At 61.3% G+C, this 22,530-nt stretch carries 18 protein-coding genes and 3 pseudogenes; 10 read left to right on the forward strand and 11 right to left on the reverse strand.

Translation table 11 applies throughout. The features are described from left to right. Window positions 1-45: 45 nt before the first annotated feature. The gene (locus NKI73_RS09050; RefSeq protein ID WP_352628691.1) at window positions 46-2,475 is read right to left on the reverse strand and encodes a CLIPPER-2 domain-containing protein; all 2,430 of its coding nucleotides are present in this window, start codon (window positions 2,473-2,475) and stop codon (window positions 46-48) included. An 821-nt stretch (window positions 2,476-3,296) separates the two neighbouring features. On the opposite strand from NKI73_RS09050, the gene NKI73_RS09055 reads away from it, so the two are divergent. The 7 genes and pseudogenes from NKI73_RS09055 to NKI73_RS09085 all read left to right on the forward strand — a co-directional run bounded on the left by NKI73_RS09055 (window position 3,297) and on the right by NKI73_RS09085 (window position 9,106). Next, entirely contained in the window at window positions 3,297-3,992 is a 696-nt protein-coding gene (locus NKI73_RS09055; RefSeq protein ID WP_352628693.1) for a response regulator, read from the forward strand. A gap of 10 nt (window positions 3,993-4,002) precedes the next feature. Then, window positions 4,003-4,259, forward strand: a pseudogene (locus NKI73_RS33620) (aromatic-ring hydroxylase C-terminal domain-containing protein); the annotation flags it as partial. 123 nt (window positions 4,260-4,382) lie between these two features. Continuing rightward, window positions 4,383-5,033, forward strand: a complete 651-nt coding sequence (locus NKI73_RS09065) for a glutathione S-transferase family protein (RefSeq protein ID WP_352628695.1) — start codon at window positions 4,383-4,385, stop codon at window positions 5,031-5,033. Window positions 5,034-5,260: 227 nt separating this feature from the next. Beyond that, on the forward strand, window positions 5,261-6,121 hold the full coding sequence (locus NKI73_RS09070; protein ID WP_352628697.1) for an FAD binding domain-containing protein: 861 nt from the start codon (window positions 5,261-5,263) through the stop codon (window positions 6,119-6,121). Next, the gene (locus tag NKI73_RS09075) at window positions 6,121-6,597 is read left to right on the forward strand and encodes a (2Fe-2S)-binding protein (RefSeq protein WP_031260466.1); all 477 of its coding nucleotides are present in this window, start codon (window positions 6,121-6,123) and stop codon (window positions 6,595-6,597) included. Before NKI73_RS09070 ends, NKI73_RS09075 begins: the two co-directional genes overlap by 1 nt. A gap of 2 nt (window positions 6,598-6,599) precedes the next feature. Further along, entirely contained in the window at window positions 6,600-8,861 is a 2,262-nt protein-coding gene (locus tag NKI73_RS09080; RefSeq protein ID WP_352628699.1) for a xanthine dehydrogenase family protein molybdopterin-binding subunit, read from the forward strand. Next, complete coding sequence (locus NKI73_RS09085; RefSeq protein WP_352628701.1) at window positions 8,861-9,106, forward strand: MoaD/ThiS family protein; 246 nt, start codon at window positions 8,861-8,863, stop codon at window positions 9,104-9,106. Before NKI73_RS09080 ends, NKI73_RS09085 begins: the two co-directional genes overlap by 1 nt. Before the next feature lies 1 nt (window position 9,107). Here NKI73_RS09085 and NKI73_RS09090 read toward each other — a convergent pair whose 3' ends face one another. The 6 genes and pseudogenes from NKI73_RS09090 to abc-f all read right to left on the reverse strand — a co-directional run bounded on the left by NKI73_RS09090 (window position 9,108) and on the right by abc-f (window position 16,283). Beyond that, window positions 9,108-9,980 (reverse strand): hypothetical protein, encoded by an 873-nt coding sequence (locus NKI73_RS09090; RefSeq protein ID WP_352628703.1) that lies wholly within the window; start codon window positions 9,978-9,980, stop codon window positions 9,108-9,110. A gap of 1 nt (window position 9,981) precedes the next feature. Next, window positions 9,982-12,582, reverse strand: coding sequence for a S8 family serine peptidase (locus tag NKI73_RS09095; protein ID WP_352628705.1), 2,601 nt, complete (start codon window positions 12,580-12,582; stop codon window positions 9,982-9,984). Beyond that, entirely contained in the window at window positions 12,464-13,318 is an 855-nt protein-coding gene (locus NKI73_RS09100; RefSeq protein WP_352628707.1) for an AAA family ATPase, read from the reverse strand. The genes NKI73_RS09095 and NKI73_RS09100 overlap by 119 nt, the downstream gene beginning before the upstream one ends. A gap of 742 nt (window positions 13,319-14,060) precedes the next feature. Then, a pseudogene (locus NKI73_RS09105) lies at window positions 14,061-14,157 on the reverse strand (ABC transporter permease); the annotation flags it as partial. Between the two features lie 77 nt (window positions 14,158-14,234). After that, window positions 14,235-14,591: a hypothetical protein gene (locus tag NKI73_RS09110; RefSeq protein WP_352628709.1), complete on the reverse strand. Its 357-nt coding sequence runs from the start codon at window positions 14,589-14,591 to the stop codon at window positions 14,235-14,237. Window positions 14,592-14,660: 69 nt separating this feature from the next. Further along, window positions 14,661-16,283, reverse strand: coding sequence for a ribosomal protection-like ABC-F family protein (gene abc-f, locus NKI73_RS09115; protein ID WP_352628711.1), 1,623 nt, complete (start codon window positions 16,281-16,283; stop codon window positions 14,661-14,663). 370 nt (window positions 16,284-16,653) lie between these two features. On the opposite strand from abc-f, the pseudogene NKI73_RS09120 reads away from it, so the two are divergent. Further along, a pseudogene (locus NKI73_RS09120) lies at window positions 16,654-16,964 on the forward strand (hypothetical protein). A 174-nt stretch (window positions 16,965-17,138) separates the two neighbouring features. Here NKI73_RS09120 and NKI73_RS09125 read toward each other — a convergent pair. The 3 genes from NKI73_RS09125 to NKI73_RS09135 form a co-directional block, all read right to left on the reverse strand. Next, window positions 17,139-18,257, reverse strand: a complete 1,119-nt coding sequence (locus NKI73_RS09125; RefSeq protein ID WP_352628713.1) for a transporter substrate-binding domain-containing protein — start codon at window positions 18,255-18,257, stop codon at window positions 17,139-17,141. A 314-nt stretch (window positions 18,258-18,571) separates the two neighbouring features. After that, window positions 18,572-19,171 (reverse strand): YdeI/OmpD-associated family protein, encoded by a 600-nt coding sequence (locus tag NKI73_RS09130; protein ID WP_352628715.1) that lies wholly within the window; start codon window positions 19,169-19,171, stop codon window positions 18,572-18,574. Between the two features lie 241 nt (window positions 19,172-19,412). Further along, window positions 19,413-19,886, reverse strand: a complete 474-nt coding sequence (locus NKI73_RS09135) for a cupin domain-containing protein (protein WP_352628717.1) — start codon at window positions 19,884-19,886, stop codon at window positions 19,413-19,415. A gap of 65 nt (window positions 19,887-19,951) precedes the next feature. Between NKI73_RS09135 and NKI73_RS09140 the strand changes: the two genes are divergently transcribed. Next, entirely contained in the window at window positions 19,952-20,413 is a 462-nt protein-coding gene (locus NKI73_RS09140) for a MarR family winged helix-turn-helix transcriptional regulator (protein WP_352628719.1), read from the forward strand. A gap of 105 nt (window positions 20,414-20,518) precedes the next feature. On the opposite strand, the gene NKI73_RS09145 is transcribed toward NKI73_RS09140, so the two are convergent. Continuing rightward, window positions 20,519-21,424 (reverse strand): S1C family serine protease, encoded by a 906-nt coding sequence (locus NKI73_RS09145; protein ID WP_352628721.1) that lies wholly within the window; start codon window positions 21,422-21,424, stop codon window positions 20,519-20,521. 234 nt (window positions 21,425-21,658) lie between these two features. Between NKI73_RS09145 and yghU the strand changes: the two genes are divergently transcribed. Then, window positions 21,659-22,525, forward strand: coding sequence for a glutathione-dependent disulfide-bond oxidoreductase (gene yghU / locus NKI73_RS09150; RefSeq protein ID WP_352628723.1), 867 nt, complete (start codon window positions 21,659-21,661; stop codon window positions 22,523-22,525). Window positions 22,526-22,530: the final 5 nt, after the last annotated feature.

Consider the following 22,530-nt stretch of genomic DNA (forward strand, 5'->3'; position numbering starts at 1 on the left):
GCGGCGCTGCGGCAAGGCACGCGGCCGAAAGGCCGGGCGCCTGCCTCAGGCGATGCCCGTCAGGCCCCCCACTTCATGCAGCGTAAGCCAGAATTGATCGAGGGTATTGGGATGCTCGTCGATGATGTTGGTTCCGTCGAACCAGGCTACATGGCCACCCGACCCGGATGTCACCAGTTGATCCTGGTTGAACCACATCAGCGCGTTCTTCAGGCCCTCGCCATCGGCCTCCTTGCCGCCGTTCCAGTCGGTGATGCCGGTGCTCGCGTCGGTGACATCGACATATTTGGTCCAGGCAATCGTGTTTGTCTTGACCGCGGTCCCCGCCAGCGCGTTGCCGTTCTGATCGACGAAGCCGTCATTGTTTGCGTCGACATTGACGCCGAGCCCCGCCCAGGCGCCCTGTCCCTTCAGCCACATCACCGCCTCGTCGATCAGGTTGTCGGGTTGAGCGACGCCGTTGTTGATGTTGAGCTGGGTGGCGATCGCCTGCTGCAGCATGATCACGCGCGCATCGCCGCCGGTCGGGCTCGATTCTATGGATTTCGCCAAGGCGATTGAAATCCACAGGTCATGGGCATCGTCGGCTATGCCGTTGTGGTCTGTATCCCCAAGCAGCAGATATTTGCTCTCGTCGATGGCAGTAGCCGGATTGTCGACGCTCGGGTTGACGTCAAGGCTCGACAGGACGCCGCTGGCGACCGCGCTCTTGGTCGGATTGCCTTCATTGTTGGCAATATTGTCCCAGGCGTCCGTGTGGCTGCCCCAGAACCCTTGCGTGAGCGCTTTGTTCGAGAAGCCCTCATAGTCGCTGCTGTCGGTGGCGAGCGGCGTGAGAGAATGTCCGGCCGTGTCGGTAAAGGCATCGGTGGTGGCCGTCGCAATGTTGACGTAGCTGCCGAGCTGCGCGATGCTGGTCGCCTTGAAATGCCAGGTCTCGTCCGTATCGAGCAGGCCATTGTGGTTGATGTCGCCGGTATTGAAGCCGCCGCTGGTTATCGCCGCAGCATTGAAATCGTCGCCGGTTCCGACCGTACCATTGTCGTCCTTGACGACGACGTTGGCGAGCGCGACGTTTCCGTCGTTCTTGACATCATAGGTCCAGGTCACTGCCTGCCCCTGGAAGATGTTGAGGCCGTGATCGACGCCGTTGGTCTTCTTGTCGAGCGTGATATGCGGATTGGCACCGAAGTAGCTGGAGCCGTCGGTGTCATCGGGGGTGGCAGTGTGGCCGGCATCATCGGTGAACGAGCCGGAGGCCGTGCCGATATTGCTGTAAGCGCCGATGCCCGCCACGCCGGTGCCTGTGAAGCTCCACGCCTCGTCGGTGTCGAGCTTGTTGTCCTGGTTGGTGTCGCCGACATTGAAGCCGCCGCTCAGATCCGCCGTGACGACCACGCCCTGGTCGTCGGTCACGTCGATACCCGAAAGCGCGACGTTGCCGCCATTGGTCACAGTGTATTTCCAGGAGATCGCCTCGCCAGCCAAAATGGTCAGGCCGTCGCCGGATGTCGCGCCGTCGACCGTCACCTTGTCGATGCTAATCTTCGCATCGGCGCCGAAATAGCTGGAGCCGTCGGTGTCGGAGACCGTGACCGCCCCTGCCGTGCCGGACACGGAGCCGATGTTGGCGTAGTCGCCTGTGATGGCCGTGCCGCTGCCTATGAAAGTCCATGTCTCGTTGGTGTCGAGTTTGCCGTCAAGGTTGGTATCGCCGACGTTGTGAGTGGCGTCGCCAAGCACCGGCGCCACAACCACGCCCTGGTCGTCGGTTACGACGATGTTCGACAAAGCGACGTTGCCAGTGTTGCTCACAGTGTATTGCCAGCTGATCGCATCGCCGGCGAGCACCGTCAGGCCGTCGCCCGATGCCGCGTCGTCGATCGTGATCTTGTCGATGCCGATTCCCGGGGTATCGGTGCCAGTGCCGGACGTCGTCGTGGTGCGCCACTCCTCGAAACCGCCGTTTGATCCCGAGAAGCCCGAAAACAACGTCACATAGGAATCGGCGGTGACGCCGGCGTCCGTGAAGGAACTGACGGGGATCAGCACACGGTAATCGTCCGTTCCCGATCCGTGGTTGGCATCGATCAGCAGATGCGAGGTGTCGAGTGAGTAGACCGTGTCGAAACCGGCAAACCCCGCGGTGTAGTCGGCAAGGGTGGCCCCGGAGCCGGAAAGATAGACCTTCAGGTCGGTCAGCGTGATCTCGCCGCTCGTCGCGTTGTTGCTTTCGTTGAGGTCCAGCCGGAATTCGATGTATTCGACGCCATCGACGATGATCGGAACCAGGTCGCCATATTGCAGGCTGTGCGTGAAAGAGGCTTTGTTGTCGAGCACATTGCCGTTCTCGTCGGTATTGAAGCCCTCTTCGACATTTGTTGCCTGCAGCCGCAGGAAGGAATCGTAGTTGCCGGTCCCCGATCCTACGGTCGTTGCCTCGAGAAGGGCATCATCGCCGATATCGATCACCATGTTACTTCCTCCACTTTGTTGTACGGTCGGCAGTCAAGCCGCCACCGTCTACCTCAACCTGATTGCGACGCCGGCGCAGGGCGTTCGGCTGTCCGCAGAACGCGGCCAGGCCGGCGAGCAATCGTTTCGTGACAAAAGCTTTGAACAGGAAAAGAACCGGCGGAGAGACTGCCTCCCATTCGCCGGACACAGCTCTTCCCGGATGACGGAACTGGCCCGTCGTCGGACTGACTGCTACGCCCACACCTAGCCCCCAACCCCTACACGATCCCCAACGATCGCCCAGACGTTAATATTTCCCAAACCATATTTCGCAGGTTGCAATGCACCCGTCCATATATCCCGGGTTATAGACAGCAAGGCAGCGTTAATTTCGAAAAAAATGCTTCTTCCCTGCAAGAATAATATCGCGATGCCGGCTAAATTATTTTCAGAAATTGAGTTTCACCAGCCGAATTGTAAATTTTTCCTGACGAGGGCGGCAGTTTTTTCAAGATGAAGACCAGCATCAGCGCTCCGCAGCGACGCCTTCTTTCAATCCGACGTCGCGCGTCTTGCTAGAGGGGCTGCTTCGGGATTAACTAAGCAACTGCTAATGTTTTGCGCGGCCACGCTGCTTCTGTCAGCATGGCCTCACGCTTCGGGGGATGCGGACCGGGTTTCGATGCCCGCTTCCGGCAAGAAGCAGTCACTGGCGCGTCGTGGAGACACGCAAAGGGAGAAGACGCCATGACCGAGCACGGGCGCAGGCCGCCACCCATCGATGGCAATTTTCCGCCATGGGGCCGTGGCGCCAAAGGCCGGCAGCTGGCGAGTTGAAGATGGTCACCTCGGTTTTCGTCGCAGACGACCATCCGCTGCTGCTGCACGGCCTGACCGACCTAATTGCCCGCGATCCCGGTTTCCGGGTGGTCGGTTCGGCGCAGGACGGCACCGTCGCCATGGCGATGATCCGGCGCGACGTGCCGGATGTTGCCGTGCTCGACATCAGCATGCCGGGGCTGAGCGGTCTCGACATCGCCGCCGAAATCGGCAGGCAGGGCCTTGCGACGCTTTGCGTGCTTTTGACGGTCGGCGCCTCGCAAGCCCAGCTCTACGACGCGGTCGCGATTGGCGTTGCCGGAATCGTGTTCAAGGAGACCGCCGTCGAGGCAATGCTCAGATGTCTCCACCAGGTCGCTGCGGGTGGCCGCTGGCTGCCGGCCGAGATTGTCGGCAAGGCCGTGCAGAACGAGGCGTCCCGCCGGATCCAATGGCAGAAACTGTCGTCGCGGCTGACCAGGCGAGAAATGGAGATCGCCCGACTGGTTGCCGCGGACACGCCGTACGAACGCATCGCGTTCGACATCGGCATCTCGAAAGGCACGCTGAAAATCCATATGAACAACATCTATCGTAAATTGGAGGTCGCCTCGCGCGTGCAGCTTTTGCAGCTGGCCGCCGGCCAGATAGGGCTGAGTGCCGCCAGCGGCTTTCGCGATCAATCCGATCTCGAAAATCCGGCCAGGGACGCGTAGCCGCGCAGACTTCGCCGAGCGCGTGTGGGGCGTTTCTCTTCGCCACGATCTTGGCGGCGGCCATCCACTGGTCGGCCACAGCCCTTCAGGCGCTTACGCGCCGCTGGAGAGGACGGATCGCCTGTCGCGGGCGATGCCAAGGAGCGGCTGGGCTTGAGTGCTGTGCTCATACGCCCGGATGGCTTCGTCGCCTGGGCTGCTGACGCTGACCCAAGCCCCGAGGAAGCTGCTCAGGCCGCTTCGCGATGGTTCGGCAAACCAGAATAGGTTCGGAGCGCGAAATCCCGTGGCCAAAGAAAACGAGGTAGGGTGTCGGGAGCCACGACGGTCGTTCGTCCTTTGGATGCAAAGCAGAAACTGGATATCCAACCCTTCACCCGGAGCCTTCCAATGACCGCCACCATCACAGCCTTCGAACGGTCGCCCGATGGAGGCAAGGGACTGGCGCGTGATACGCGCGTTCGCTGGGCGCTGGAAGAAGTGGGCCAACCCTACGAGGTTCGTCTCGTTTCGTTCAGCGCGATGAAGGAGCCCGCACATCTGGCGCTTCATCCTTTCGGGCAGATTCCGACTTATGAGGAAGGCGATCTCGGCTTGTTCGAGACGGGGGCCATCGTGCTCCATATTGCGGAGCGCCATGCGGGCCTGTTGCCGGACGATGCGAATGCCCGGGCGCGCGCGATTACATGGATGTTCGCCGCGCTCAGCACGATGGAGCCGCCGATCCTTGAATTCGGAACCGCCTGGCTCTTTGAGAGCGACAAGCCCTGGTCCGCGCAACGCATGCCTCTCGTCCAGGATCGCGTCCGTAACCGGCTGGGCCAACTTTCCCGTCGCCTCGGCGATGCCGACTGGCTCGATGGCGCGTTCAGCGCCGGCGACCTGATGATGGTGTCGGTGCTGCTCAGGTTGAAAGCGTCGGGTATGCTGGACGACTATCCGAACCTCTCCGCCTATGTCGCCCGCGGCGAGGCGCGGCCCGCCTACAAACGTGCCTTTGACGCGCAATTGGCGGTTAACACTGCCGCATCGACCGGCTGATACAGGCCGTTCCGGGTCCAAGGACGGACATAGGCGAATGAGCGTACTTGATCCATAGCCGAAGTTTCCCGAAAATCACCTCGAAGCCGGTTCCGGCCACCCAGGACGCACGCCAGTTCGGTCTATTTGCGCCCTCTGGCCCAATCGCCGCAGATGAGGAACCGGATAGCCATTATGAGGAGACTGTTTATAACGGTCGCTGAGATTGCGATAACCAAGGGGAGACGATGCGCTACATACGTCCGCTTTCAATCGAAGATGCCGTTGGCCAATTGGCCGGTGCGGCTGGCACGGCCGCCATCCTCGCGGGAGGCAGCGACCTCCTGGTCAGGATGAAGGGCGGTTTTGTCGAACCCGACCTGATCGTCGACATCAAGGCGATCGACGGCCTGAGCGAGATCCGGGAAACGCCTGAAGGCTTCAGCATCGGTGCCGCGGTCCCCTGCGCCGTCCTGGGAGAGAGCGCTGCCCTGAAGAAGGCATGGCCTGGCGTCGTCGAAGCGGCCAAGCTGATCGGCTCGAAACAGGTACAGGGACGCTGCACAATTACCGGCAACCTCTGCAACGCCTCGCCGGCTGCCGACAGTGTGCCGGCTCTCGTGGCGGCCGGCGCCAGGGCATCGGTCGTCGGGCCGGCGGGCAGGCGCACGATTCCCGTGCAGAGCGTGCCGACCGCGCCGGGCAAGACGTCCCTGGCCAAAGGCGAGATCATCGAGGCGATCCTGCTCGACAAGCGCGCGCCGCGTTCGGGTGATGCCTATCTGCGTTTCATTCCACGCACCGAGATGGATATCGCGGTGGTCAGCGCCGGCGTGAACCTGACGCTCGATGAGCACGGTGTCGTGAAATCGGCCCGCGTCGCGCTGGGCGCCGTGGCGGCGACGGTGCTTCTGGTCGAAGAGGCCGCGGAGGTTCTCATCGGCTCCAAGCTGGACGAAGCGACGCTGGAACGGCTCGCCAAGGTCTGCTCGGGGGCCTGCCGTCCCATCGACGACAAGCGCGGCACCATCGAATTCAGAAGAAAGGTTGCGGGCGTGCTGGCCAAGCGGGCCGCCACGACCGCCTACGCACGTGCAGGAGGCAAATGATGGCTGGAGTTGCGGTTTCAACGACGATCAACGGCGACAGCGTCGAGTACCTTTGCCAGCCGGACGAGACGCTGCTCGACGTCCTGCGCGATCGCCTGGGGCTGACGGGCGCCAAGGAAGGCTGCGGCACCGGCGACTGCGGCGCCTGCAGCATCATCCTCGACAACAGGCTGGTGTGCTCATGCCTGGTGCTCGGCGCGGAGGCTGAAGGCCGGCGCGTCGAGACCATCGAGGGCATGGCGCATGGCGACAAATTGCATCCGCTGCAGCAGAAGTTCCTCGAGCACGCAGCACTCCAATGCGGCATCTGCACGCCCGGCTTCCTGATTGCGGCGAAGGACCTTCTGGCCAAGAACCCCGACCCGACCGAGGAGGAAATCCGCTTCGGCCTCGCCGGCAACCTCTGCCGCTGCACCGGCTACGACAAGATCGTGCGCGCCGTCCAGGACGCCGCCAGCGTGATGAAGGGAGCCTGACCATGAATTTCGATCCGCGTTATTCGGCCCGCAACTTCGCATCGGTCGGCACACGTCCGATCCGCCCCGACGGCGTCGACAAGGTGACGGGCCGCGCCCGCTACGGTGCCGACTTCAACATGGCCGGCCAGTTGGTCGGGCGCGTCCTCAGAAGCCCGCACGCTCATGCGACGATCCGCAAGATCGACACGTCGAAGGCAGAGAAGCTTCCCGGCGTGAAGGCGGTGATCACCGCGGCCGACCTGCCCGACCTCACAAATGGCGATTCCGCCATGTACGACATCCTCGACAACTGCATGGCGCGCAAGAAGGCGCTCTATGACGGCCATGCTGTGGCCGCGGTCGCGGCCGTGGATGCCCGCACGGCCAGGCAGGCGCTGAAGCTGATCGAGGTCGACTACGAGATTCTGCCGCATGTCACCGATGTCGACGAGGCGGCGAAGCACACGGCACCGCTGATCAACGACACGATCTTCACCGAGGGCCTGGAGGAAAAGCCCGTCAAGCCGTCCAATATCTCCAAGCGCAGCCAGTTCGGTCATGGCGATGTCGGGGCGGGTTTCGGGGAGGCTGATTTCGTCGTCGAGCGCTCGTTCAAAACCGGGCAGACGCACCAGGGCTATATCGAGCCGCATGCCTGCGTGGCCAATGTCAGCTCGGATGGCACCGCCGACCTTTGGGTCTGCACGCAGGGCCATTTCGTCTATCGCCAGCACTGTGCGCAGTTGCTCGGCATGGAAGCTTCCAAGCTGCGCGTCACCTCCTCGGAGATCGGCGGCGGTTTCGGCGGCAAGACCCATGTCTGGGCCGAGCCGGTCGCACTGGCGCTGTCGCGCAAGGCCGGACGTCCGGTCAAGCTGGTGATGACGCGCGATGAGGTGTTCCGCGCCTCCGGGCCGACAAGCGCCACATCGATCGATGTCAGGATCGGCGCCCGCAAGGACGGCACGATCACCGCCGCCGAGGCGACGCTGCGCTATTCCTGCGGCCCCTATGCCGGCATGTGGGCCGAGATCGGCGCCATGACCGCGTTTGCCTGCTACAAGCTCGAGAACGTCAAGACAGTCGGCTACGAAGTGCTGGTCAATCGGCCGAAGACCGCTGCATATCGCGCGCCGTCGGCGCCCATGGCGGCGTTTGCGGTGGAAAGCGCGATCGACGAGCTGGCCAAGGAGGTCGGCATGGACCCAGTCGCGTTCCGGATCAGGAACGCCGCCCAGGAAGGCACCAGATCATCCTACGGCCCGGTCTACGGCCCGATCGGCATTGGCCCGACGCTCGAGGCGGTGAAGAGCCATCCGCACATGAAGGCGCCGCTGGGCAAGAACCAGGGCCGCGGCATGGCTTGCGGCTTCTGGTTCAACTTCGGCGGCCAGACCTGCACCGACCTCAACATCGGCATGGACGGCTCCGTCTCGCTTGCCGTCGGAACGGTCGATGTGGGTGGTTCCCGCGCGTCGCTGTCGCTGGTGGCGGCGGAAGAACTCGGCATCGACTATAGCCAGGTCAAGGCGATCGTCGCCGATACCTCCAGCCTCGGCTACAACGACATGACGGACGGCAGCCGCGGCACCTTCTCGTCCTCCATGGCGACGATCTCGGCCGCCCGCAACGCGATCAAGATCCTGCGGGAACGCGCCGCGCAGATGTGGGATATTTCCGTCGACGACGTGGTCTGGGAAAAGGGCCACGCGATTGCCAAGGGCGAGAAGCATGGCAATCTCGGCAAGCTGTCGCTGAAGGAGATCGCGGTGGAGTCGGGCAAGACCGGCGGACCGATCGCCGGCCACAGCGAACTCGTCGCCGACGGCGCGGGCGTCTCTTTCGCCACCCATATCTGTGATATCGAGGTCGATCCCGAGACCGGCGCCACAAGGGTGCTGCGCTACACGGTCGTGCAAGATGCCGGCAAGGCGGTGCACCCGACCTATGTCGAGGGACAGTACCAGGGCGGTGCCGCGCAAGGCATCGGCTGGGCGCTCAACGAGGAGTATATCTACGGCAAGGACGGGCGGCTCCAGAACCCCGGCTTCCTCGACTATCGCATCCCGGTCTGCTCGGATCTGCCGATGATCGACACGCAGATCCTCGAAATCCCCAACCCCAACCACCCATACGGGGTGCGCGGCGTCGGCGAGACCTCGATCGTGCCGCCGCTGGCTGCGATCGCCAATGCGGTGTCGAATGCGGTCGGCGTGCGGATGACGCATATCCCGATGTCGCCGCCGCGCATCCTGGCGGCGCTGGAGGAACGGGCGGGCTGATGGTCGAAGTGACGCTCTGGGGATCGCTGGGTGCTGTCGCCGGAGGCAAGAGCAAGGTCGAGATCGAGGCCAAGGACATAAGGGAGCTGTTCAGGAAGCTGGCTGAACAGTATCCCGGCCTCGAGCCCTTGATCGACAAAGGCATCGCCGTCGCCATCGACGGGACGATCTACCGCGATACCTGGTCGAAGGAATTGCCAGAGGGGGCGGAGATTTTCCTGCTGCCGAGGCTGGCTGGGGGGTGAGCTAAGTATAGGCAGACACCCTGAAAACGATATAGTTGAACGAAATCGGTCCTTTTGTGACCTTTTCGACGACTTGCCCAGAGTTCGTGTTCCAAGCCAAAGCATTCCAATCCCACTGCGAAGAGTCTGCTTGGACGACAATGAATGATCCATGTCGGAGCGGCGCTGAAGTTTGGCTCTTCGCGAAGTCAAGCCCCAGCTTAAAGTGGAACACCTGTTTGTTCTTGCTGCGATTTAATATAGATTGTACCACGCTAGAGGTTAGGCTAACGAATGGCTTGAGAGCCGGTTGGGCCTTAGTTAAGAGGCCTAGGCCTTCTTTAAAAGGACCGCTCCCGATCGCGTTAAGAATGGTTTCGTCCCCCTTGCTAATAACGTTGATCGTCTTTCCTTCAAACGCGATCCCGTTTTGACCGACCGACACACCAAGGAAGATGGGAGAACCACTGATAGCTGCGCTTGCTCCATTCTTGGCTTCCGTGGTCAGCGCAAAGCGCAGTTCTTCCGGCTCATTCTGGAGCTGATTTTTCCCGGTGAACTCACAAAGTATCTGGTGAGCGCCGCTGCCCGGGTACCTGTGAACCCAGAACTTCTCCAGCGTAAGCTTAACCCTTGAGTTTCTTAGGGTTTGGTCAGGTTCTAGCGAGAACGCACTCTGAATTTGCGCCAGCTGATCGCCTGTTTCAGGGGGCAGGAAGCCGCACACCATTCCGGTATGTGCCCAGACCTGATTTCCCCATATATCGGACAGACCTTGTCCGACTCCTCCGCTGGGGAACAGCTCTTCCACGGCTTCATCGTCTCCAATGTCTTGGAGGTACGCCTTGATCGTCGCACGGCTTTTGTAGCCGATGCTGTTTCTGTCGTCTGGCACCTTAGGTCCTTACCCGGGTTGGCACTCGTTGGGTAATGTCGACGCGCTTAGCTCTCACGCGCGCCTCCACATCTGTAAAGAGATCTGTCCTAACGGGTTGACCCATCTCAAGTGTCACCGCAAGGCCATAGGGCACTTCAGCTGCGGCAAAGGGCGTCATTTCCGCCATTGCCTGAACTCCTAGGAAGATGTCTCCCAAACTGCCTGGTCGAACCAGGTTTTTGCCTTCGAAGACAAGATGTTGGAGCGTACCGCGTCGGGCGGCACGGCCATCCGGTGACAGTGTACGTTTGACTCCTTTCCAGAAATCCCGTTTGCCATCACCATCCACAACCTCGAGACGAACACCCCGATAACGTCGCGTTATCGGATCAATCGGACTGCTCCAAGCAAGTGTGACCACGACACGTCGAACCTCGCGGTTGTTAACCATCGCGCGGGGAATGGGAATTCGGTACTCGTGAAGCGAATCGGGGGAAATTATGTCGTCGGCGAGCAGAGTAACGCGGCTCCCCAGAGCGGTGAAGATTCTCGAATGATCGGGACGACCAAATCCTAGTACGCTGCTAATAGCTTCTTTCTTTCGCAGCGCACCGCCAGCGTATAGTTGGTATAATATATCGCCCGCGCCGCCCCATGTGCAGCCGTGAGCGAGCAGCGCCTTCAAAACGACCGCGCGCGTTTTGGCTTCTAGCCATCGTTCGTTACTCTCGGCGAAGAGGTTCTCTAATACGTCCACTAGCCGCGTGGCTGTTCGTGTGGTGAGAGCTGCGGCGTTGCTGGTCCCCGTACTGCGCCTGACCAGGTTTTGGGAGACACCCACCCCAGGCGCAGCAGTGAGTTGGCCGACGTCCGGGTGTTCAATTGCCCAAGCCGATACGAAGCTTGAGTCGTCTTCCGAACGTATCAGCTGCCGCCCGCCGAGTTCGACAAAGTCGGGTTTCACCGCTCTATTAAGTCCCAGACCGACGCTGGACGCCAGGTTTGTTACGCCCGATATCGTGTCAAAAGGATCTACGAGGCCAGCGGGCGTTCCGGCGGAACTATCCCCGTGAACCGCACCCACAGTAAGCCCGTTCAGGGTCTCTGCGGGACTGAGCATTATCCTGCTTCCTCGGCTTCGGTTGAGAGCATCGAGAAGAGCGATCTGCCGCTGCACTGGATCAGCTGTCTCCAATGCATTGCAGTCGGCGTAAGCATCGACCGCGAAAGGCTCCGAGTTGTTTCCAGCGCTCACGATGAAAAGCAGCCGGAAGCGATGGCTAAGATGGTCGAGCAACTTCGCCCAATAGGTCGCGCGCTGACCGAACGGCGCTTCACGATCACAAATTGAATGGTTGATAACGACGACGTTTTCCGCAACCGGCTCTACGCCATTAGAGCCTTCGACCAACGTCATGACTGCACGGTAAACGAGGCCGAGCGGAAGCCGATCCTGTGGTGTGCATTCTTCGGCGAGGTTTTGTGGGGCGCCTAGGATCGGCACCACTTGAAGTATCCTGTCGATGGGAACGGTGTCATCACCCAAATCGCCATGGACAATCAGAGACGCCATCGCAGTGCCGTGTCTGCGTCTAGACACAGGGACGTCAACAGCATGAACGTCCACTTCGCTCACCCGAAGCCTATTCCTCAAAAGTGAATGGTTTTCGACTGGATAACCGTCGAGTAACGCTACCACTGGGTGTCTTGTGTCAGGCGCAGACTGAGGCTCATGATGATCCAAGACTGAGAATGCGGCATCCTCCGCCTCACTGCTATATAGCGACTGCGGTCGGACGCGCATAATACGGTCGGCGGTGGATAGCGGACCCTGGAATGAGCCGAGGCGAAGCGCCTGCTCGTTTGGTAGTTCTACCAAAGCCGCCTGATACAAAATTTCCGGGATCGTGACGAAGTCGAGGACGGTTCCTCCAACCAATGACATAAGTCCGACAACGTATTCGCGCGCCGCAGCTCTCAAGCTGGGGTCGCTTCGAAACCATAGATCCAGTTCCAACCGGATCGGCCGGTCGGGAAATTTTCGCATCATACGGTCGACATATCGAGAGAGCGTAGGATCGACCCGATCTTTCGCCGACCATGTCCTGACGTCGCTCAAGTATCCAAAAAGAGGCCACCACTCGCCGTCATCGGCGCCAGGTTTTGCTTGGTTGGTGGAATACTGCTTCCAGAGGGAGAGAACCTTCTGAAGACCACGGATGGTAGGCATGGTGACATAGAGCATGCTCTGTCCGCTATCAGGGGAAGGCTCGTCTGCTTCTTCCTCTTCTTCTTCGTCGTTGGAATCGTCATCGAAGTCTTCGCCGAGCCATTCAAACCCGGCCCGGCGTGCCGCCGCTACAAACTTCGCCACGTTCGACAGAGGACCGATAATTTCGAAAACGAGGGCGCGGTCAGGTGTTACTTCATCGGGAGAAGTTGAAAGATCCGCTCCGTTCAGGATCCGTGCAACGCCATCTTCTATCTCATCGAATTTGGCATCATGACGCTTTGCTTGCTCTCCCCAAGAGATCGCCTTCGGAAATCTCGCCCGCTGACCCTTGATGCGATTTAGTCTTGCTGGCTCTCTGCTTATTCTTACTATTGGCCTCTGCGCCACCCGACTGAGCCCCCCCAACGTCTCGACGTCTATTCCATCTGTCGAGGGCTTGGGCGAACGCATCGCCCGGCCTCAACTTCCCATGAGATAGCACAACTTTTCTGCGAGCGTCGAGTGTTACAGTCTCTATTTCCGAGAATGTCTCACCTTGAAATATTTTTACGAAACTCTCGGCGGCTATACCTAGTTCACCAAGCGCGTTTTCCGTCTTCAAATACCACTCCCGGAGTTCGGCCGCGCCCGGCTTTGGAAGCGCTAGGCGTATCTCGAATCTGCGCCAGACGGCCCTGTCGAGAAGCTCGGGATGATTGGTCGCACAGATCACGATGCAACTGCTCGGCAGTGCGTCCATATTCAGAAGCAAAGAGCTGACAACCCGCTTAATCTCCCCGGTTTCGTGGGCATCAGCTCGTTCCTTCCCAACGCTGTCGAACTCGTCAAAGAAGAGTACACAGGGCGTCCGGGCTGCGTACTCGACGACCAACTGAAGTCTTGAGGCCGTCTCTCCCAAGTAGCTACCAACCAAGCCGTCGTAGCGAACAGTGAAAAACGGAAGCGCGAGTTCTGTTGCGACTGCCTCGGCGAGGCTAGTTTTCCCAGTACCCGGGGGGCCCACCAACATTATCGTATGGCGTGGCTCAAGCGAATGCGAACGCAACAGCGCGGTCTGACGGACCTCATTTATCAGTTCCTGAATTTCTCGTAGGATCTCATTCCTGAGGACGAGCTGCTCCAACCGTCGCGCTGGCGAAATCTCACGTAACAGCGGCTGAAGACTTTCCGGTAGCATGCTGGAACCTCCGCCGTAGAAACGCGGTGGCGACTGCTCGCGCACCAAAGTTCGTCCGGTGTCGCGCTTGCTTTGGCGATGAGCCTCTTCGATAAGCGCCGTCAGGGTATCGTGGGTCGCTTTGCCATTCCCACTTTCCGGTCGGAGTTTGTGAACGGTCGTGTGTTTGGCCATCTAACCTTCTTTCGCCGCTGCCTCGGCGCGGGACTACGGTTCCATCCGCCAAGAACCACTTTGCCTCAATATCATTAACGACTGCTGGACGGCACGCAAGCTGAGCGATCCTGAAACCGTGGCACTATACACTATGATCCGTGCCCGTTATGAGCTGTCCGACGCACTTCGTGACCACGTGGTGTCAGGAGATATCTTCCTCTGCAGGCCCCGTGCCTACGTCAGATCAAACATAATTCGGAGTCAAACGACTCAGGATGTCGAACGTTGGAAGCTCTGTTCGACATTAGCTGCAAACTATGGCCGCTTTGGGGTACGGCGATTTGCTGAAGTTCTGGCGGCGCACGCCGAGATTCGGCATGTTGCCACTTAGTTTGCCGGCCGTAGTGCATATGTGGCCCCCCACTCTCCCGCAACGTTGCCGTGATCGTGGCAATTCCCTCCTCGATCTCGCGCCTGCCGCCCAAGATCGACCGCAACAGCTCCGCCTGGCCGACCAGCACCGCATCCTGCTCCGCCACGCCGGAGAGGCGCGTTGCGCGTTCATTGTCGCCGACGGCGTAGAGCAGGCGGCCGAAGCAGGTGCGGGCGAGCGTGAAGACGACCAGGGCCATGACTGCTTAGGCCCAACGGCGGCTCTCCATCACTCAAGCCGCTTCGCAGCCCCGGCGCCTTAGGCGCCGCAGGGCTATGGATACTTCGTTGGAGGCACCCCAGGGTTTAGATCGCCCTGCAACTCCTTCGGCAGCGGGAGGCTCGAGCATTGCAGGTGCACCTCGCGGGCAAACAGCTTTCGTTGCTTCTGCTCATGCTCCTTGATGGCTGCAACGAGTCCCATTGAGTACGGGCCAAGCAAGACGCCGAAACCCCATCCCGGATGCTCTTTCTCGCGAGCCTCGTAGTTCGAAGCAGCCATGCGGGCTTGTTGGCATTCCGGCGATGCCCATTTCTGGTCTTGCTGCGAAAGCGACGTCCCATAGTCGACCGGAGAGGTCGCGCATCCCGCCATGGTCGCGGCCAATGCGACGGACATTGCAATTCTCATCCCGAAGCCTTTCCTAGGCATTGTGAAGAGCACACAGAACCCTTCTTCCCACAAATAACCGCCGTCTCCCTAGCTTCGCAGCCCAGGCGCCTCCTGCCCCGTCCTCTCGACATATTCCGTATAGCCGCCGCCATAGGTGTGGATGCCTTCGGGCGTCAGCTCCAGCACGCGGTTCGACAGTGCCGCCAGAAAATGCCGATCGTGCGAGACGAACAGCATGGTGCCTTCATACTGCGACAGCGCGGTGATCAGCATCTCCTTGGTGGCGATGTCGAGATGGTTGGTCGGCTCGTCCAGCACCAAAAGGTTGGGCGGATCGAACAGCATCAGTGCCATCACCAGCCGCGCCTTCTCGCCACCTGACAGCACGCGGCATTTCTTTTCGATCTCGTCGCCGGAAAAGCCGAAGCAGCCGGCGAGCGCTCTGAGCGGCGCCTGGCCGGCTTGCGGGAACGCGTCCTCCAGCGTCTGGAACACGGTGCGCTCGCCTTCCAGCACTTCCATGGCATGTTGGGCGAAATAGCCCATTTTCACACTAGGCCCCCGCGCGACCGTACCGTTGTCGGGCTCGGAAGCACCGGCGACCAGTTTCAGCAGCGTCGACTTGCCGGCGCCGTTGACGCCCATGATGCACCAGCGCTCGCGGCGGCGGACCTGGAAGTCGAGCCCCTCATAGATGGAGCGGCTGCCATAGCCCTTGTGGACGTTCTTCAACGTGACCACGTCCTCGCCGCAGCGCGGCGCCGGCAGGAAATCGAACGACACGGTCTGGCGGCGCTTGGGCGGCTCGACGCGGTCGATCTTGTCCAGCTTCTTCACCCGGCTCTGCACCTGCGCGGCATGCGAGGCGCGCGCCTTGAAGCGCTCGATGAAGGCGATCTCCTTGGCCAGCATCGCCTGCTGGCGCTCGAACTGCGCCTGCTGCTGCTTGTCGGCGATCGCCCGCTGCTGCTGGTAGAATTCGTAATTGCCGGAATAGGCGGTCAGCGAACCGCCATCGATCTCCACCACCTTGTTGACGATGCGGCTCATGAACTCGCGATCGTGCGAGGTCATCAAGAGGCCGCCGTCGTAGTTCTTCAGGAAGGATTCGAGCCAGATCAGGCTTTCCAGGTCGAGATGGTTGCTCGGCTCGTCGAGCAGCATCGCATCGGGCCGCATCAGAAGAATGCGGGCCAGCGCCACGCGCATCTTCCAACCGCCCGACAGCTTGCCGACATCGCCATCCATCATCTCCTGGGAGAAGCCGAGACCATCGAGCACTTCGCGGGCGCGGCCATCCAGCGCATAGCCGTCGAGTTCCTCGAAGCGGTGCTGCGCCTCGCCATATTTCTCGATGATCTCGTCCATCTGGTCGGCCTGGTCGGGATCGGCCATGGCTGCCTCGAGCGCTGCCATTTCAGCTGCGACTTCGCTCACCGGCCCGGCGCCATTCATCACTTCGGCGACAGCGCTGTGGCCTTCCATGTCGCCGACATCCTGGCTGAAATAGCCGATGGTGACGCCGCGATCGACCTGCACCTGGCCCTCGTCGGGCTGCTCCTGCCCGGTGATCATGCGAAACAGCGTCGTCTTGCCGGCACCATTGGGGCCGACGAGGCCGACCTTCTCGCCCTTCTGCAGGGCCGCCGACGCCTCGACGAAGACAAGCTGACGGCCGTTCTGCTTGCTGATGCTTTCAAGTCTGATCATGCGGTTTCCGGAAGAATGCCTGCGACAAAAGGATTTGCCCGGCGCCTTACGCGAAGGATGGCCGCAAAGGAAGAGGCGCAAGCGCCGCAGCGCTTCACCCTCCCCCTTGTGGGGAGGGTCGGCGCACCGGCGTTGCGAAGCAAGGTCGGTGGGACGGGGTGGGGGCGCGGCGCTGCAAAAGACCCCCCACCCCGCTCCGCTGCGCGGAGCGACCCTCCCCACAAGGGGGAGGGTGAAGACGCTCCCCCAGACACACTCCAGAAACAAGATTCAACACTGCGGAAAAACTCGCGAAAACATCGCCTGTCATAACCATCCCCGCGGCGGCCGAAGCTGGCCGCGGCACAACGCAAAGGGATGGTCCCGAAACATGCAACAACGTTCGACCGGATGGATGGGTGCCCTGACAGGCATTTCGCTCGCCGTGCTTGCGGTCGCACAGTCGGGTGCGGAAGCCGCGGTTACCCGGAGCGAATATTGCAGCCGGCTCGGTCTTCAACTCGACGGGGCCATTCAAACGAAGCCGATCCTGGTGCCAATGCCAGGGAGATCGCCGAGGCAACCGCGCTCCAGGACAAGGCGAACCGGTTTTGTGCCGAGCGCAAACAGGCACAGGGTATCAGGACATTGGCCAACGCCCTGAAGCTGCTTGGAGTGACGCCGGTCGACCTGAACCAGTAATATCTGCCGTCAAGCACGCCAAGGCGGTTCGATCGAGCTTTTGTTTTGACGCAATTCCGGACGGAAAACCGCTTCACACTTTTCCTGGAATTGCTCGGACTTCCTCCCAAGGCCGCCACTCGCAGAAAGCGAGGGCGGTCTTTTTTTGTGCGCCTCGCCCCGGTTCCCGCCTGGCTACTTCTCGCCCAGATACTGGAAAACGGCCTGCTTCCACCAGTCGCTTTCGATAGTCTGCAGCAAGGCGACATCCAGAGACTTGCGCAACGGGCTGCCGAGCGGCAGCGCAATGGCATATTGCTGCTGGTCGAAGGTCGCGTCGAGAACCTGCAGGCTCGTTGCGTAGTTCTGCCCCACCAGCCAGCCAAGCAGCGGCTTGTCGTGGACCAGCGCATCGATCTTGCCGGCGCGAAGCGCATCGAGGCCTTCCTTGACAGAGGCAAAATCCTGATGGCGTATCTGGGTCGAATCCAGATAGGACGCCGTCGACGAACTCTGCACCGCGCCGACCCTGACCGCGGCAAGGTCGCTCTCGCCCTGCACCAGTCCTTCCATCTGCGTTACCGTCAGCACCGATGTGACGCCCGCGGTGAACACTGCGATCGCAATGATCGATCCGATCATCCAGAGCGCGGCCAGCACGCGTCCCGGCACGGTTCGCGGACCGAAGTCGCCCGTGCTGGCCTGTGTCGCGGCGATGGTCGACCACCACATGCTGGAAAACAGGCCCTTGGCGACGCCGCCGCCGAAATCGTCATTGTGTCGGCGTTCGAACATCCAGATCAAGACGCCGACCACGACCGATATGACGATCAGCGCCAGCACCGCTTGCAGGAAGCCGAACGAGGTCAGCGCATGCAGCACCGGCCGCCATGACGGTTGATTGTTGAGCGGTGTCGCGATGCCGAGCCCGGTCGAGAAAAAGGGTTGCGTGAAGTCGACGGCCTTTTCGCGGTCGGCCGTGACCGTGATCGCGGCCATCGCCGCATCGAACTTACCACCGACGACGCCATCGATCTGGTCCTGTACAGCAGGCACCTCGATATAGCGGAAACGAAGGTTGAGCCGCGCGGCTATTTTCTGCCAGAGGTCGATGCTCAATCCGGACCAACTGCCGTCCTGCAGCTTGAACGCGAAAGGCGGCGCCTTCTTTATCCCGACCGATATCTCTTTCGATGACGGGTCGGGAGGTGAGGCCAGGTCGGGGGAAGTCTGGGCAAGCGCGGCGCCGGCTCCGACACACGCGACGACGACAATGAGAACCAGCGCCGTCGTCCACGAAGCAACTGTTCTCAACGGCAACGACTCCCAGCGACCAGCCCTGCCGCTCGATCGTCGCGGCTCTTGAAAAGGTAGCCGCCGTGCTGTCCTTCGTCCACCGGCGATGTCGTTCTCTCGCCCGATGCGCGATACGCGGGCCAACGGCTCACGCAAAAACAAGCAGTTAGAGCAATCTCACGATTCAGATATTGAAGCGGTTCACGCAACGCCTGACATCGATGAAAGCCGGCCTGCCGTGAAAATCCGCGCTCGTCACTGGTGACGAGGACGACTTTGTTGGAGTGCGTATTCATATGCGGATGCGATCTCTGACCGGGCGCCTGAGGGGCTCACTTCCTACTCTGCGGATAGATCGTCTCGCCGCGCTTCAGCATGTCGACGAAAGTCGCGATCTTCTTCTTGCGGCCAGCCTCGGTCTTCATGTTGTGGGTGCGGAAGGCGAGCGAGAAACGGTTCTGCGCGCTGAGTTTTTCAAGCAATGCCTTCGCTGCCGGCTCAGCGTCGATCGCCGCTTGCAGATCATCGGGGATTTTCATCTGCTTGCCGCTGCCATAGGCGCGCGCCCAGCGTCCGTCGGCCTTGGCCGCCTCGACCTGTTTGAGCCCATGTTCGGTCATGCGGCCCTCCGCGACCAGCCGCGTGACATTGTCGATGTTGATCTTGCTCCAGATGCTCTTCCTGCCCCGCGGCGTGTAGCGCTGCAGGAAGCTCTTCTCATCCAGCCCCTTGCGCACCGCGTCGATCCAGCCGAAGCACAACACCACGTCGATGGCTTCCTTGGGCGTGATCGACTTCAATCCCGACCCCACCTTGTGGATCTTGATCCACACTTGTGTTTCCGTGGCATGATGCTTGCCGAGCCAGGCGTAGAAGCTTTCCGGATCCGGAAACTCCCGGACCTTGTCGGGATCGACCTTGACCGGGGCCATCAGCCGTCCTGCCCGTTCGATGCCGTCCGTGCCATCGCTTTCATCGTCCCGCCTCCAGCATCGCGCCTATCGTCATTGGCCAGCATCGTGGCATGAATTGCTGTCAGTTTCCGTCAGCAAGCTGTCGGGCGCGTACGGCATTCCTTCGCACCCCTCTGTCCTGCCGGACATCTCCCCCACAAGGAGGGAGATTGGCAGTTCCGCCGACGGCATTCTTCCTGCAAACATGGAAGTTAGCGCTTTACGCCGGTGGCGGCGCTGCCGGCGTCAACCCGTGTCGGCGCATGATGTCCATCATTTTGACCTTGTCCGGCGGGCCGCCAGCGGCGGCGTTTAACACCGCGAAGGCCTCGCGGAAATAGTCCGGGCCGATCGCCGCGGGCGAGATGACGCACAGCGCCTTCGCATCCATGCTGCCATTGTTATCGAAGCGGTGGACAGCGCCACGCGGAATGCACAGCGCCTGTCCCGGTCCGACCGCGATCGGCTTGCCGTCGACGGTCCAGGTCAGCACGCCATCGATGCCGTAGATCGTCTCTTCGTAGTGATCATGGCTGTGCGCCGGCGCCGGCAGCCGCTGCGCGCCGGGCACCATCAGCTCGAAGGCAGCAATGCTGCCGTTCGAATTGTCGCCCGTCACCAGGAAGCGAACCGACAGACCCGTGGTGCCGATGATTTCATTGGCCGGATTGACCCGAAGATTCATGACCGACATTGCGCAAGCCCCTCCGGTAAATTACATTTACTAAATATCAGTAAACTCAATTTACCGGATCGTCAATGGCCACCTCGACGGAAGTTCTGCAGACCAAGACCGAGAACCTGCTGATCGGCGCCCTGCTGCGCGTGCCGGCGCAGGCGATCCAGCGGCGGCTGATCAAGGAGCTCAACGCCGCCGGCTTCGACGAATTACGCCTGCCGCACATGGCGGTTTTGCAGTTTCCCGGCCCGGACGGCGCGCGGCCTGGCACCATCGCCGAGCGTGCCGGCATGAGCAAGCAGGCCGTCAACCAGCTGCTCAGCAGTCTCGAAGGTTACGGCTATCTCATCCGCTCCGACATTCCCGGCGACGGCAGCGCACGCGTGGTGCGGTCCACCGAACGTGGCCACGCCGCCTTCTGGAAGATGGTCGATATCCTGCGCGACATCGAGGAGGAGTGGCGCACCGAACTCGGGCCAGAGCGCTTTGCCCAGTTGAAAGCGCTGCTGTTTGTCGTCTGGGAAAGTCCGCTGGTGCGCTGAGCGAAACAATGCAATCGGCCTTCGGCGGCACACTTGATGTTGCGGCTTCGTGCCACCGCCAGGAAGGTCTTGAGCAGTCTTGGATGCATCGCGTGGCTGATGCGCCTACTGCAACTGCGGCTTTTTCAGAAAACTGCCGCGGTCGGCCGACTTGACGCGCAGCCAGGTTTCGCGGCCGTCGCGCAGTACCCGCATCGGGATTTCGGCACCGGCCGAGCCGCTCTCCCACAATTTGCGGTAGAAATCGGCCAGCCCGTCGACCGCGCCGTCGCGGATGTCGGAGATGATGTCGCCCTCGCGCAGGCCGGCCTTGGCTGCCGGACCGCCTTCGGTGACGCTCATCACGACCACTCTGCCATCGCTTTCGGCCGACAAGGCGCCGAGCCACGGGCGCGGCGGCTTGGCCACCTGGCCGCGCGTCAGCAGATCGTCGAGAATCGGCGGCAACAGATCGATCGGCACCACCATATTGATGTCGGCGACCTCACCGTTACGGCTCATCTGCAGGCGCAACGAACCGATGCCGAGCAGCGAGCCGTCGGCTCCGAACAGCCCGGCACCACCCCAGGACGGGTGCGCCGGCGCGATGAAGATCGCCTCGTCGAGCAGATACTCCCAATAGCCGGCGAATTCCTGCTTGGTGACGATCTTGGCCTGCACCGACTGGCCGATACCGTCGGCCAGCACGACCGCGTCGCCGATCCTGGCCTTGCCGGCATCGCCCAGCGCCACGGCCGGCAGGCCGAGCGGCGCCAGCGCCTGCACCAGGCCGAAGCCCGATTCCTGGTCATAGGCCAGCGCATGCGCGGGAACGACGCGGCCGTCATGGCTGGTCAGCCAGACTTCGTCCGCCTCGGTGATGAGATAGCCGATGGTCAGCACCAAACCGTCATTGCGAATGACGACGCCGCTGCCTTCCCTGAGCGTGCCGAGCGCCCCGGCCGTAAAGGCATCTTCGGGAACGGTGGCCCGCACGGCAACGACGGAGCGCGGATTGGGATTGATGGTCATGCTTTTGTCCTGCGTGCAATGCTCTGGCGAGGCGATGTCTCTTATACCTATGCCGCATGGGAGATGGTGCAAGGGGGTGTAGTGCTGACCTGCTCCCCCTTGCGGAGGAGAAGCTCGCCGCGGCGCCGGTATAAACCAATAGTTCAACGCAAGTTGAACTTCCCGATCCGCAGCCCTAGTTGTAGATGGATCTGCCCATCCTTTCCACAAGCCCCCCGAACACGAGGCCCCGAGATGACTGACTACACCCCGCCGAAAGTATGGACATGGAACAAGCCGAGTGGCGGCGCCTTTGCCAGCATCAACCGGCCGATCGCCGGCCCGACGCATGACAAGGAACTGCCCGTCGGCAAGCACCCGCTGCAGCTCTATTCGCTGGCGACGCCGAACGGCGTCAAGGTGACCGTCATGCTGGAGGAGCTTTTGGCACGCGGCCACAAGGGCGCCGAATACGATGCCTGGCTGATCCGCATCAACGATGGCGACCAGTTCGGCAGCGGCTTCGTCGAGGTCAATCCCAACTCCAAGATTCCCGCTCTGATGGACCGCAGCGGCAAGACGCCGGTGCGCGTCTTCGAATCAGGATCGATCCTGGTCTATCTCGCCGAAAAATTCGGCGAATTCCTTCCCAGCGAACAGCCGGCCCGCGCCGAGGTGCTGTCGTGGCTGTTCTGGCAGATGGGCTCGGCGCCGTATCTGGGCGGCGGCTTCGGCCATTTCTACGCCTATGCGCCGGAAAAGTTCGAATATGCCATCGACCGCTTCTCGATGGAGGTGAAGCGTCAGATGGACGTGCTCGACCGCCGGCTGGCCGAGACGGAATATCTCGGCGGCAAGGACTACAGCATCGCCGACATGGCGGTGTGGCCCTGGTATGGCGGGCTGGCGCTCGGCCGCATGTACAATGATTCCGCCGAGTTCCTGTCCGTGCAGGAGTACAAGAATGTGCAGCGCTGGGCCCAGGCGATCGACGCACGCCCGGCGGTCAAGCGCGGCCGCATGGTCAACCGTGCCTTCGGCGAGCCTGCCGTGCAACTGCACGAGCGCCACGACGCCAGCGATTTCGAGACGAAGACGCAGGACAGGCTGGCGGCGGAGTAAGCTTA

It is taken from the genome of Mesorhizobium sp. M0496 (genome assembly GCF_040321205.1).
In the GTDB taxonomy this organism is placed as follows: domain Bacteria; phylum Pseudomonadota; class Alphaproteobacteria; order Rhizobiales; family Rhizobiaceae; genus Mesorhizobium.